Raw genomic sequence first — 13,161 nt, 5'->3', positions numbered from 1 at the left:
AATTCCTCAGGCATTGCCTTGAATGTTGTTTTGGATATTGTCCCGAATAAAGTGGTCAGCAATACGCTCTGCCAATATGGAAATGGTCAACATGGGATTCACTCCCACGGCACCTGGAAGTATGGCGCCGTCGCAAACATATAGACCTGCATGAACGCCGGAAGATGCCGGGTCAAATATCTGCCCTTTGTGATTGACCACACCGTTCTGGCTATCGGTTCCAATTTTGCATCCGCCCAATGGGTGGACGGTGATCAGATTGTTGCCGCCAAACCATTGTGACCGGGGATTCTGAATGTGAGAGCCATCAAAAGTGGCTGTGTGTTCTTGCATGGCCTGGCGGACAGTGTTGACGCCAGGATCATTTTTGGCGTCGGGCCAAACCACTTTGGGATTGCCCGAGGCATCCAGCTCGATCCTGCCAATGGACTGATCTTTGCCCATGCCCAGATACACCATGGAGTGATTCGCGGCACCTTGTGTCGATGTCCCCGCCAGATCCCTCAATATGCGTCTGATCTTGGGAATCGACAGTTGTGGCGCATCAAGCGCGGCGGCATAGCGGGAGGCATCTACAAGCGCCCGGGGGATGGCAGCGTCCTCGATCAGGAACTCGGCGGAGGAAGCCGGATGATATCTGGCTGCTGCTGTAATGGTGGGGCCTACCCGGTAGTCTTCAGCCAAGGGGGGATGATTACCGAATCCGAGTACGTTGGTTTTAATTTGCTGGTTGTAATTGGCCGACAGAATATCCGCATTACCGCTGAAGCATTCCCCCAAGAGAGCGGGAATGCTTAATCCTGTTTGAAGTCGGCTCCTGAGGAGCAGGCCGGTGCTGCCCAGGCTCCCGGCTGCCAGGATTACGTGGCGCGCTGTCAGGGCGAATGTCTGGAAGGAGCCGTCGCTGTTGAGAAACCGACCCGCCAACTGATATCGGCCATCTGCCCTTTTTTCCACCGTATCAACCTGTGTTTGGGTGAAGATCCGGGCCCCTTTGTGTTTGGCAATCGGCAGGTAATTGGTGTCCAGGGTGCTCTTGGCGCCCACATTGCAACCGGTGACGCAGTCTCCGCAAAGACTGCAGGTCCGTTGAACAACACCATGGTCATTTGGCTCGTTATCGAAAGCCTCGATATTGACGGCGAGATTAAGTCTGGTGCTGGTGACGGGGCTGCCCTGCTGGTGCAGGCGATCAGACGAACTATCCAGGTGCCGGGTCTTCAACAACCCTTTGGAGTCGTGGATAGCTTCAGGGTGGAATACAGATAATACCTGCCGACGATAGTTGTCGAGAATACCATCCTGATGATCCTGGCGGATCGATTCCGGCCAGTCGGAGCCTGAAAAGTAGTCTGTTTCCGGGTCGATTAACACATTCGCGTTTATCAGTGAGGTGCCGCCTAGACCAGAGCCGACCAGAACATCGACGTCTGCGCCAGGGATGTAGTCATAAAGTCCCAGGGGATGATGACTGCCTTTGAGTTCTCCCAGGACGCCCCCAAAGGTATCCGGGAACTCGCCGGGATGCCATTCTCGACCGCGTTCGAGTACTGCCAGATCGAAGTGTTCAGCCAATCGGGCGGCCATAATGGAACCACCGTATCCGCTGCCGATAATGATCACTTCCCAAGAGGGCTTGAGCTCGGATCTGGCTGAGGCAAGAGACTCTCTGGGCGGCGGCTCGATCGCCAGAGTGTCCGCTTGTGCAGACGGTGCTGTAATGGGAAGTGTGCCCAGAGCCATGGCGGTGCCGGAGCCTTTCAGAAAAGTGCGTCGATTGAGTGTCATCCCGGTTTCTCCCCGTGTTATTCAACTTATTGGTCGGGTATTTGTGGGTTTGTCGGAGGGGATCATGTCACAGGACAAAAACGGATGATTGGCAGAAATTTGTCTGAGATTGCACAAAAAGATCAAATTGAGATGGACGGCTGGTTTGACGAGGATAATTTCCCCTAAAATTTTTGCGACCGAATAATAAGAATTGGCCCATGATGAACGCTGCTTCCATATCACACTTGATCGAACCGGGAATCAACGCCGGTTATGTGAGAAGTCTGCTCGACTATCTCAAGGAGCTGGGCCTTTCGCCAGAGCAGGTCTGGCGATGGATTCCCGAACTGGGGCCTAAGCCGGACCTTGGTCCGAGAGCTGGGCAGAGAGCTGGGCCGGGATCTGAGCTGAGATACGACAATGGACAGGAATGGGTTAAAGCCCGTTTTCTGAATGAGCTATACAGTAGGGCATCTGAATGGCTGGACGACCCTCATATCGGGTTACGGTTTGGCCACCGGGCCAGTGCAGCCTCTTTTCGCATGGTCGGGTTTCTCGCCGCCAGTGCTCCTGATCTGTTATCTGCACTGAAGAGTGTTCTGCATTACCAGAGTCTTTACAGCCGCGTAGGCAAGATGGTGTTGCGTCAACAGGAGAACTATCTATCCCTCTGCTGGGATGCGATATGGCCCAGACAATGGATGGCCTACCCTGCGGTAGAGGCCTCGATTGCCGGCTGGCATCACCTTGGGCTTAACATGCTGGGGCACCGTATAAAGGCATCCCGTATTACCTTCAGACATAAGAATCGAGGACAGCTTGCGGTATACGAATCAGTATTCGATTGCCCGGTATTTTTTGAGTGTGAGCATGACGCCATATATCTGAATCCTGAGGATTTGGAGTGCCCAATGCCCCAGTACGATCCAACGGTACACGAAGCCCTGCTGGAAAAATCAGATCGTCTTCTGGCCATTCATGACGGTGAACCCATCGTTGACAGAGTGGAGCAGGTACTGGCCGTGCAAGGGAGAGGATGCCTGATGTCCATCGAAGAAGTTGCCGACACACTCTCGTTGCAGGTGGGAGAATTACGCAGGATGCTGAAGCGCAGCCAACTGGGATATCGCACGCTTTGTGACCGGGCAAAGTTCCGGGAGACCCTGGATTTCCTGGACGCACAAAGCGTGGATTTTACCGACATTGCTTTGCAGTTGGGCTTTTCGGAGCAAAGCGTGTTTACCCGTGCCTTTCGACGCTGGACAGACATGTCACCCTCAGCCTATCGCAATAAGTTAGGCCCGGTATTGTCCATACTGGGTTAACCCGATCTGGGGATCGCCCCAGTTACACATCGTCCGCACTGTCCGTAAAGTTAGGCACTTTCAATCATTCGGAAACAGAGGTGTCAACGTGAATATTCAGGGAAGTGGTGCAGCTGCAGCGGCGGCAACTCATACACGGATTTCTTCTGTACCCTCTCAAAGCAGTGCGCTGACGGCAGATAATTACAGTGAAACGGCTGGAAGAGTGGCCGGCTTAATGCAAAGTGGTCGCCAGGGCGAAGCCGTTGCTCTGTTGAATGGTGCCACTGACGGGCAGCCCCAGGCGGTTCAGGATGCCATGTACCGTATGGTGAGCAGTAAGCTGGGAGCTTCGATATCTCCAGAACCGTTTATGCTGGAGCAGGCCCAGTATGCCACTCCCGTGGAAGTGGGCAATACGATCAGGCAGATCAATGAAGCGGGAAGTAACCCTCCGTCCATGCCCAATACAGACGGCCTCAGTGATCAACAAAAGTTTATGGTGTATGCAAGTATCGTCGAAGTTCGGGGCAACCAGTCGGCGAAGGATGCGTTAGCAGACAGTGAGAGTGTTATTCTGGGTCTTCGTTCGGAAAACGACACTATGGTGAATAACGGCAAGGGCCTCTATGATGATCGCCTGGCAGTAATTGCTAAAGAAGGTGACGGAACGGTTCATGTAAAAGAGTTCACCAGGGTATCCACTGAGCCAACCGCTCAATACGACGGTAACCAGAAGAACCATACGGATCTTGGTAGATTCAGGCGTGCCGAAGGGGAGGATGTGACCAACGATGGGGTCCCCGAATTGGGCAGACTTTCCGAGGGAACCACGGAAATGATAAAAGCCAGTCACCCCAATCCTTCTTCAGCCGGTGGAACCAAGTGGGCCCTCCGTCCCTCCAGCGATGCGGTGACCAATGGCGCTAATCGGGTGGAACGTGACAGTAATCATGACCTGAAATTTGATAGCTCTGATACTAATGGCGTTACGGATTTGAACAACACATTTAAAATACACGCCGGCAGTCGCAACAATACGGATTCTGCAGGCTGTACCACCATCCACGGGGATGACTACAAGGACTTCAAGGATGCCGCAACCCGTGATGCCAATCAGGACACCTGGCAGTATGTCCTGACCAAAGTGGAACCCTAGACGATTTAATTTGGATTGGGATGAAAGCTGATCCAGCCCCTGTTTTTCTAAAGGCATATTGAAAGTGATTCGATTTAAACTCTGTTCTGTCATGCTCAGCTTGACGTTTTGTGCAGCTTGTCAGATCCCTTTGTCTGTGGCCGAAGGTTTGCCACCGGCAGGGCAAACCACCTGCGATCTGGCGGGTTGGGGCAGTGATGACAATCCGGCAGGGATCAATGTCCATGCCGGTCCTTCGGCGGACTCACCGGTGCTGGGCACCTTGCCGCCAGTAGCGCCAAATCCGGATGGATATGATTTCATTGCAGACTTCGATATCGTCGCCTCCCATAACGGCTGGCTGCAGATCCGGAATGCCAGGGATTATCCATATGGACAGCCAGAGAGAGAGACCTACTCGGGGATGGGATGGATTCATGGAAGCAAAGTGACTTTCAGGATTCAATCGGGTCTGGGTTATCAACAGCCGGACCCGCAGAGCCAAAAATTGCTTGATCTGCATGGCGACTGGTTGACGGATGTTGGGAGAGTCAATCAGGTACTTGCCTGTGAAGGTAAATGGGCATTGCTTGATTATTCTCTGGAGAGCTCAGAAGACGCCGATGAAACAGCAGAGGCTTCTCACCAGATACCGCAGGAATTATCTGGCCATACGGCATGGTTCCGGCGTGTCTGTGCGATTCAGGAAACCACCTGTGACGGGATTTACGATGAGATGAAGGCTGATTGATGTAAGCCACCTCAAGGGGAAGCCGCAAGGAATAGGGTATCGGATACTGTTACCCGATACCCGTATACGGTTAGGCAACCGTTACTTGATCCGACAGATAAACATCCTGCAAGGCATTCAACAGTTTAATGCCTTCCTCAACCGGCTTCTGGAACACTTTACGTCCGGAGATCAAACCTGCACCGCCAGCCCTTTTGTTGATGACTGCAGTACGGACAATTTCGTGGTAATCGTTGGAGCCGGAAGCCCCGCCGGAATTAATCAGTGGAGCGCGTCCCATGTAGCAGTTCGCCACTTGGTAACGTGCCAGATCAATCGGATGATCGGTGGTTAATTCGCTGTAGACCTTGTCATGGGTTTTGCCGAATCCAATGGCCTTATATCCACCGTTATTTTCCGCCAGTTTCTGTTTGACGATATCTGCGTCAATGGTCGCTGCCAGATGGTTGGCCTGCCCGGTAAGGTCGGCGGCCACATGATAGTCCACACCGTCTTTCTTGAATCCTGAATTGCGCAGATACGCCCAGAGAATCGTCACCATTCCCAGCTGATGGGCATGTTCAAATGCCTCGCTGATTTCCTGGATCTGCCGGCGACAATCGGGGCTGCCATAATAGATCGTCGCGCCGACGGCGACGGCTCCCATGTCGAAGGCCTGGTCTACGCTGGCGAACAAGGTCTGATCATAGATGGCGGGGTGAGTGAGCATTTCATTGTGATTAATCTTCACAATAAACGGAATCTTATGGGCATAACGCCTGGATACTGAGCTGAGCACTCCGAGGGTGGATGCCACGGCGTTGCATCCGCCTTCAATGGCCAGTTCCACAATCTTTTCAGGATCAAAATAAATCGGATTCGGTGCGAATGACGCGGCCCCTGAGTGTTCAACCCCCTGATCTACCGGCAGGATCGAAAGATACCCCGACCCGCTCAACCGGCCATGGTTATACATCGATTGCAGATGACGAAGTACCGCGGGTTTGCGATTTTTCATCGCCACCACCCGATCCACGAAATCCGGCCCGGGAAGGGCCAGCATGTTTTTGGGTATTCCTTTACATTGGTGAGCCAATAACGATTCAGCCTCGTCACCCAGTATTTGTTGGATGTCTGTCATGAGGTGTACCTCCCTGGTTTTTGTGTGGAAATGAGTAGTAAGGGTAGAAATACAGATTAGTCGATATAACCGGCGCCGTTAATAGGGGAAATGGAATAATTCATAGGGGGAGGGGAATAATTAGTGGGAGTAGGGAATAACTATTAGAGGGAGGGGAATAGCTAATAGAGGGAAGGGAATAACTCTCTGCCTGAATTTGTTCTATATCTTTATCATGACATCCTGCAACTTCAACATCTAAATTTTTCATTTAATTGAATAATTGTCATATTCTTGCAGATACATATCGCATGATAATCTCCGGCAGTGATGATGCCTAAATGTTCGCGGGCTCTGATAGCAGCTACATAGAGCGACTGACCGAGAGGGAAGGGAAAACAATGAGATTGATGAATGAGTAAATTTAATTTGTTTGGTCGACTGTCTGCATCACCCACCAAACCTAAAAGCCACGCAAAGGCTAAACCCTTTGATGTTGCGGATCTTTATAGTGGCCCCTTCGGTTCGGGCGATAATCAGACAACGGATCAGTCTGCTGGTTCGGACGAAAAGCTGAGGCAGGCGTATTTCTGGATTGTTAATAACGCGATTATCAGCCCTCATTACGATATTGAATATAACGATAAGCCCCCGCAACAGTTCCGGGCAGGAGACAGTCATAGCACCCTCAGCCTTCCCACCGAACAGTCGTATTCGAGTTTTATCCTGCTGCCTCTCCTGACTTTCGCCACTCAGAGTAAATGTTTGTTTATCGGTGGACCGGGTCGCGGAAAAACTGCCAGTGCCCTGCTAATGGGAATACTGGGAGGGTATACCACCAAAGAAGTCAAAAGAGCCATGCAGCACGGTCACCCTCAAATGACGGTGGCGGATTTGTTAGGGAATCCTTTACCGGCGGACCTGGCTTCTGCGCAAGCCGTTGAAGACATCCGAATCTCCTGGCGCAAGTGGCTGGGCATGCGGGTCAAAATTGTCGACGAGTACAACCGTATTCCCACCCGCACCCAGAGTGCCCTGCTGACAGTGATGGGAGACAACTACGCTGAACTGTACAATCAGGTATTTGAATGTCCCGACGCGGCCTGGTATCTGACCGCCAACGATGATGAAGGCGGCGGCACCTACCAGGTGATTGAAGCTTTGAAGGACCGGATCGATGTTGTGGTGCAGGCATTGTCTTTTAATCCGCGGTTTCTGAGTCAGTTGTTACTGCGGGTCGAAGAAGGCGTGAAACCGGAAATGATGGTGCCTCCGCAAATTATTTTTACGGAAGATGAAATCAGTAATATGTCTTCAGCCATCAGAGCTGTTGAGATTCCTGACGGGATAAGACGGAGAATCGAGTTCTTCAGCAGTCATTTTGAATTCTCCGAATATTCTGCCTCGCAATTTGAATACAAGACCAAAGACACCTCCAGGTTATCCGGTGTTAAGGCCCACACACTGGCAGCCATCGATAATGGTCGCGACAGGTTAAAGGACCTGGGCTGCCAAACGTTAAACGGCATTTCGGTGCGCTCACTGATGTCGTTGCTGCAATTTTCCAAAGCATTGGCCTACTTCCGCGGAAACGATGCGGTCGAGCTTGAAGATGTCCGTCAGGTACTGCCGTTTGTTTTCCACTCCCGTCTCTTCGCCGATTCAGACTCGCCGTTTTTTGAGTTACCTGAAAATGCTTTCTACCGTAGCGATAAGATCGGGTGGCTGCGTTTTCTATTTGATTCCTCCTGTCGGGAGTTTGACCGGCTTAACCTGGATAATGTCGATCCGGTTGAGGAACTGTCGAACGAGTTCGATGAGGGGCTTGATGGTCTGTCAGCGAAGCAGGCCAGGAAACGCTTAAATCGTATTGAGTCGGAAATATCCCAGTTGGTGGAAGGGAAGAAGATGTATGGACACATTTATGAAGATGTCGTGAAGCTCAAATATCTTCACCAGCGTTATACCAACTATCTCAAGTGGCTTGAGTCCTGAGGCGGTATTGTGAAGTCTGCAGCCCTAAAACTATTTTTCCAGGCCGAACGTGAAACCTGCAACCAGATGGTGATCAGTGTTCGACACCAGTCCCAACTGTTTGACACCAACGACCTGAACTGGTTTGTGGTCAACTGCCTGGACCCTCTCATGCTCAATCTGGATGGTCAGAGTAACCAGACTAGCTTTCCAGTGGCTCATGCGGGGTTCATTCATGGTCTGGAGCTTGTTTCTCTTAACTGGATCAAGAGCGACGATAAGCGAGATTTTGTTCTCAAAGCCTGGAATGAGTATTACCCTAAAATACTCAACATTATTCAGTTGGCGCCCCATAAGGTCTTCGCAGAAACGAGTAACCTGTTTAGCCATTTGCTGGGGTTTGGTCATGAGCGTCCATTATGCTGGTTGTCTATGATGTCGAAGGTACTCGGCGAACTGGACTCATATGAATTGTTCAAACAAGCCGGGTTTGTATGCGCCTGGATGGCGGGGTTGGCACATTTTCGTGACACCGCTCTGAATCAATTGGAAACCATGCCTGCGCCCATTGTGCGGGCATTGTTCGACTTGTCTGATGACATTGATCTTAAGAGTCATCTGGCCCGATTAAGGAATAGTCGATGGGCTAAAAAATTATCCGCCACGGAAAATGGAACACCCTCTTCATACTGCGTTGAAAGGCGCATTGGCCGTTGTGATTTGCTGGGTGGTGAGTTTCCCTTACCCCCTCAAGCATTGAATTACAGGGGGCAACTGTTGATCAAATCAGGTGAGCTGGCATGGCAGCTGCACGCCGATGCATTTGGCTCAACGCTAATCCCTTCCGATATTCGGGATCTTCAGGATGCAGCTGCGGTTGTTGATGTTCAGGTGCTTTCAGCATTTAGCAATATTGCAGGGTTACATGATGTCAGTGGTTTTTCATCGGTCGCATGTTTAACTGATACCGTTGTACTGACCTCCCAGGAGACTTTTGCGGTGATTATCCTGAGCACTCCAGAGTACATGGACGATATGGCAAGGCGTTGATCATGGAGCAGATGGATTCCCTCATATCTCAATGGCAGGATTCCTGGGAGGAAGCCCTGGCCCTATGGAGTCGCTATACCAAGCTGCGGCCACCGGACCTTTGTAAAACGCATGTTGAGGCTTCAAAGCAGGGCTTATCAGAAAGTTTTGCCATGATACGTCTCCAGGACCAACGGGTCGTGGTGGATCTGGAGGCGATTGCCAGGTATCAGTTGCAGGATTATGCGGTAGAAGTGTTGGCCCATGAAATAGGCCACCACATACTGTCACCTGCCACCATTACCGATCATGCCAAGATGATCGCCCGAATTCATGTCAATCTGCCAACCCTTGAGAATAAGGCTGGCATGGTGGCAAACCTGTATTCCGACCTGTTGATCAATAACCACCTCAAGCGGCACTTCGGTCTGCGCATCGATGAGGTCTACCAAAAGCTTAACCGTGGTCCGACGGATAGCCGGGTCTGGAAGCTGTACATGCGCATCTACGAGAATTTGTGGCAGCTCAAACAAGGCTCGTTGGGCGGCGTTTGCGATAGTGATGCAATGGAAGGGGATGCCTGGCTGGGCGCGAGGATCATTCGAGTCTATGCTGCCGATTGGCTAAAAGGAGCCTCCAGGTTCGCTGCACTTTTATTGCCTTATCTGGCGGAAGAGCGTGAACTGGCTGATCAGATCGCAAAATTGATGGATACCCAACATGCTGGTGAAGGCCAGTTCCCGAGCGGTCTTATAAGCAGAGAGTCAGGAGAGGAGGATAGAGTCCATCCCTCCCAGGATCCTGAACTTGTGGGGGAGGCCACAGGAGACGGAACCTCCCGGGAAGTTGCCTATCCTAAGGAAAGTCAGAATGCCCCTCACGGCGGCGGTCAATTTCGTGAACCATTTGAATATGGCGAAATTCTCAGATCTACGGGGCTGAACATCTCGGATCATGATATTGCCATCCGCTACTACAAAGAGCGATCAATGCCTTTGCTTGTTTCGTTTCCATCCAAAAGACAACCTACCAAAGCTGACCTGATTCCGGAAGGGACGACTCAGTGGGAGCCTGGCGAGCCCATTGAAAATATTGATTGGTTCAGCTCCATGTCCATGAGCTCAGTTGTCATACCCGGGGTGACCACCGTGCAACGTGAGTGGGGGGATTCCTATGGTGCCGAACCGGAAGTTATACCCTGTGATCTCGATCTCTATGTCGATTGTTCCGGTTCGATGCCAAACCCGCAGCAACACGTTTCCTATACCGCGCTGGCGGGAGCCATTCTATGTCTTTCCGCTCTCAGGGCCGGTTCGTCTGTTCAGGTAACCCTGTGGAGCGGCGCTCGACAGTTCAAAGTGACCAACGGATTTGTCAGGAATGAGAACCAGATCCTGAACGTATTAACGGACTACTTTGGCGGAGCGACGGCCTTTCCTATCCATGTTCTCAGAAAAACGCATATAGAAAACCGCAGAGAGCGTGATTCACATGTCGTTATATTGTCTGATGACGGTGTTACAACACTTTTTGATGAGGATGAACAAGGTAACTCCGGTTGGGATATCGCAAAGCAGGCTTTGGAAAATGCCAGGGGTGGTGGAACCATGGTATTGAATTTGGGCTGGGACTATCCTGACTCCACGCCTGAAAACTGGTATGCCAAGCATGACGCGCTATTGAAGCGTGCGGAAAAAGAACATGGCTGGTCTATTTATCCGGTGTCTTCCTGGGATGCGATGGTCGAGTTTGCCCAGGCATTCAGTCGCAAACATTATGAGGTCAGTATTCCGTGAGTGTGACTTTAAATGATGGCTCTCAAACCCGGGAAGGGCCTGACATCAACACTTTGCATCATCGGCTTACTGAATACCCGAAGGAGTGGCTGGCTTCGCCTTTGCCCGCCTATTTTATAGCGGTGGTCCATGATGCAGTCTTTGAGCACTGTACAGAGGTCTCCGCATCTGATCTGGATCCTTTTCGGAGGCCATATCAGCAGTGTGAATGGTACCGGATGAGTCTTCTCATGGCCTACTTTCTTGCGGATGAAAGTTTTGACGCCTATCAGTTTCCCCTGAATCTTCTTCTCAGGTTATTTGAAGAGACTGCCAAAGAGTTAACACAAGCCGGATCGAATAATGTCTATATCAGTGATGTTGACCGGCGAGAAGAGTTCATCAGAGTGGTTCTCAGTTCTCTAAAACTACGGCCGAAAGGTGAGACGGGTGTTCAGGCCGAAGACCGCCTGCAAGCCGTCAGTTCCCAGGAACGTCTTAAGGTCCTTAAGGCTTCCCAGGCGGCTGAAGAACGCGCGCGTGAAATACGGGAGGCGCTGGCAAGACAAAAGGCAAAAGAAGCGGCTGACAAGATGGCACGGGAATAGTTATGCAACAAGTTCCGTGGACCGATTATGAAAGAATGCCAACGCTCGATGTGGAGAGTGGTGCGCGGCTAAAGGCTCTGATTGATCAACCACATGCGCCAATCTTTAGAAACCGCTCGGGGCATCATTTAAGCGCGAGTGACCTGAAAGCGCTGGAGGGTTACACCCGCGATGAAATGGAGAGATCGGTTTCAGTGGGCGACAGCAGTCAGGATTGGCTAGAAGACTTTGTCGCCTGCTGTTTCTCTGAGGTTCCCTTCTATCGCCACTATGCGAACAGGCAATGCCCATTCCTGGAAATCCCGACAACGAGTCGAGCGGATCTGAGTCGGGACATTACCAGCTTTGTGCCTGATCAGCTGCCGACTGATGGGTTAATCGCCTACGAAACTTCCGGAACCACAGGCCATCCTTTGGTTGTCCCTTCACATCCGGTTGTCGCAGGCCGGTACAGTGTGTTCCATAAAAAGGCCCTGGCCTGGAATGGGGTTAATACAAATGGTTTCAAAAGTGATCTTGCGATCATGCTGGCAGGGTATCAGGAGAAATGTTTTACCTATGCATCCGTCTCCCCCTACCTGAATAACAAAGGCCTGGTTAAGCTCAATTTTCATCCTAATGATTGGCATCATCCTGATGACAGGCAAAATTATATCGATACCAATCAACCGGATTTAATTTCTGGCGATCCGATATCCCTCAGTGAGCTGGGTAAAATCCCATTTTCGCATCAGCCGAAGGCCATTCTGACGACCTCAATGACGTTGTTGGAAGGTTGTAGATGCCAGCTGGAGAATCGGTTTGGTTGTCCGGTGATTGATCTGTATTCCCTGAACGAAGTGGGGCCTGTCGGGTGCAGTGTTCCTGGCAAAGAGGGATTCAGACTACTGCAGTCAAAACTCCATGTAGAGGTACTGAACCCTATTGGGATACCTGTTAAGCCTGGGGAGAGAGGGGAGATTACGGTGACGGGAGGGTTTAACGATTACCTCCCTTTATTGAGATACAGAACCGGAGATTACGGCCGACTTGAGTCGGACGGCCATGACTGGTTCATCAAGGACCTGGAAGGAAGGCCGCCGGTGCAGTTCAAAACGGCTCATGGCTTATGGCTCAACAACGTCGATATCACGCATTTATTGCAACAATTTCCGCTTTCCCAATTCTCTCTCCATCAGCATGTTGATGGAAAACTCTCCATGAGAGTGTTACCGGGCGCTGAGGTTGACGGTATAAAGAACGTATTGAGCAGTAAATTCGGCTTTGCCGTGGATGTTCAGTTTATTAGCCAGGTAGATAGCGAAAAGAAAGTGATTCAATATACAAGTGATATAAGTAAGCAGTCTTAATCAGTTCCCTTGAATAGTCCGCCAATGTGGCATTTTTATCTTTAGCATCTGCGCCCTGCTGGCCACACTTGTCTGCGGTGGATTCTATATGCTTCAAGGGATGCCTATGCCCCCTGTATCGATTCCATTGTGTTGATGTTCATTGTGCTGCCGCAGTTTTTGTTGGATGCCTGTCATGAGGTGTATCTCCCTGGTTTATGGGGAATGAATGATGTGCAGATTACTTATGAATAATCGATCCGGGTGGTTTCGTTAATCCCCCAGGACAAACCTTCTGTAAAGCCGCAAGAGGCTCATGAATCCGTACTCGTCGGATCGGCTGTTTGTCATGAAGAGATTCTGATAAGCATCGATTTATTATTTT

The 13,161-nt window shown here is 50.9% G+C and carries 10 protein-coding genes; 8 read left to right on the top strand and 2 right to left on the bottom strand.

The window, feature by feature from the left end:
• Positions 1–6: 6 nt before the first annotated feature.
• Positions 7–1,788, bottom strand: coding sequence for a GMC family oxidoreductase N-terminal domain-containing protein (locus tag BTA51_RS03785; RefSeq protein WP_094706095.1), 1,782 nt, complete (start codon positions 1,786–1,788; stop codon positions 7–9).
• Positions 1,789–1,988: 200 nt separating this feature from the next.
• Here BTA51_RS03785 and BTA51_RS03780 point away from each other — a divergent pair, with 200 nt between their 5' ends.
• From BTA51_RS03780 to BTA51_RS03770, 3 genes are all read left to right on the top strand, one after another.
• Positions 1,989–3,095: an AraC family transcriptional regulator ligand-binding domain-containing protein gene (locus tag BTA51_RS03780; protein WP_094706094.1), complete on the top strand. Its 1,107-nt coding sequence runs from the start codon at positions 1,989–1,991 to the stop codon at positions 3,093–3,095.
• An 88-nt stretch (positions 3,096–3,183) separates the two neighbouring features.
• On the top strand, positions 3,184–4,233 hold the full coding sequence (locus BTA51_RS03775) for a hypothetical protein (RefSeq protein WP_094706093.1): 1,050 nt from the start codon (positions 3,184–3,186) through the stop codon (positions 4,231–4,233).
• A gap of 136 nt (positions 4,234–4,369) precedes the next feature.
• The gene (locus BTA51_RS03770) at positions 4,370–4,963 is read left to right on the top strand and encodes an SH3 domain-containing protein (RefSeq protein WP_168188048.1); all 594 of its coding nucleotides are present in this window, start codon (positions 4,370–4,372) and stop codon (positions 4,961–4,963) included.
• 70 nt (positions 4,964–5,033) lie between these two features.
• Here BTA51_RS03770 and BTA51_RS03765 read toward each other — a convergent pair whose 3' ends face one another.
• Positions 5,034–6,083 (bottom strand): class I fructose-bisphosphate aldolase, encoded by a 1,050-nt coding sequence (locus BTA51_RS03765; protein ID WP_094706091.1) that lies wholly within the window; start codon positions 6,081–6,083, stop codon positions 5,034–5,036.
• A 393-nt stretch (positions 6,084–6,476) separates the two neighbouring features.
• Between BTA51_RS03765 and BTA51_RS03760 the strand changes: the two genes are divergently transcribed.
• From BTA51_RS03760 to BTA51_RS03740, 5 genes are read left to right on the top strand one after another with little or no spacing between them, the layout of a single operon-like run.
• A complete protein-coding gene (locus BTA51_RS03760) occupies positions 6,477–8,057 on the top strand; it encodes an AAA family ATPase (protein WP_094706090.1) in 1,581 nt (526 codons plus the stop codon).
• A gap of 9 nt (positions 8,058–8,066) precedes the next feature.
• On the top strand, positions 8,067–9,086 hold the full coding sequence (locus BTA51_RS03755; protein WP_094706089.1) for a hypothetical protein: 1,020 nt from the start codon (positions 8,067–8,069) through the stop codon (positions 9,084–9,086).
• A gap of 2 nt (positions 9,087–9,088) precedes the next feature.
• A complete protein-coding gene (locus tag BTA51_RS03750; RefSeq protein WP_210404762.1) occupies positions 9,089–10,861 on the top strand; it encodes a hypothetical protein in 1,773 nt (590 codons plus the stop codon).
• Entirely contained in the window at positions 10,858–11,448 is a 591-nt protein-coding gene (locus BTA51_RS03745) for a hypothetical protein (protein WP_094706088.1), read from the top strand. Before BTA51_RS03750 ends, BTA51_RS03745 begins: the two co-directional genes overlap by 4 nt.
• A gap of 2 nt (positions 11,449–11,450) precedes the next feature.
• Positions 11,451–12,797 (top strand): hypothetical protein, encoded by a 1,347-nt coding sequence (locus tag BTA51_RS03740; RefSeq protein ID WP_094706087.1) that lies wholly within the window; start codon positions 11,451–11,453, stop codon positions 12,795–12,797.
• The last annotated feature ends 364 nt before the right edge of the window (positions 12,798–13,161 follow it).

The sequence above is a fragment of the Hahella sp. CCB-MM4 genome (assembly GCF_002260525.1).
GTDB lineage: Bacteria > Pseudomonadota > Gammaproteobacteria > Pseudomonadales > Oleiphilaceae > Hahella.
The sequence above is the reverse complement of the archived record's forward strand: the minus strand, read 5'-3'. Positions and strand labels throughout refer to the sequence as shown.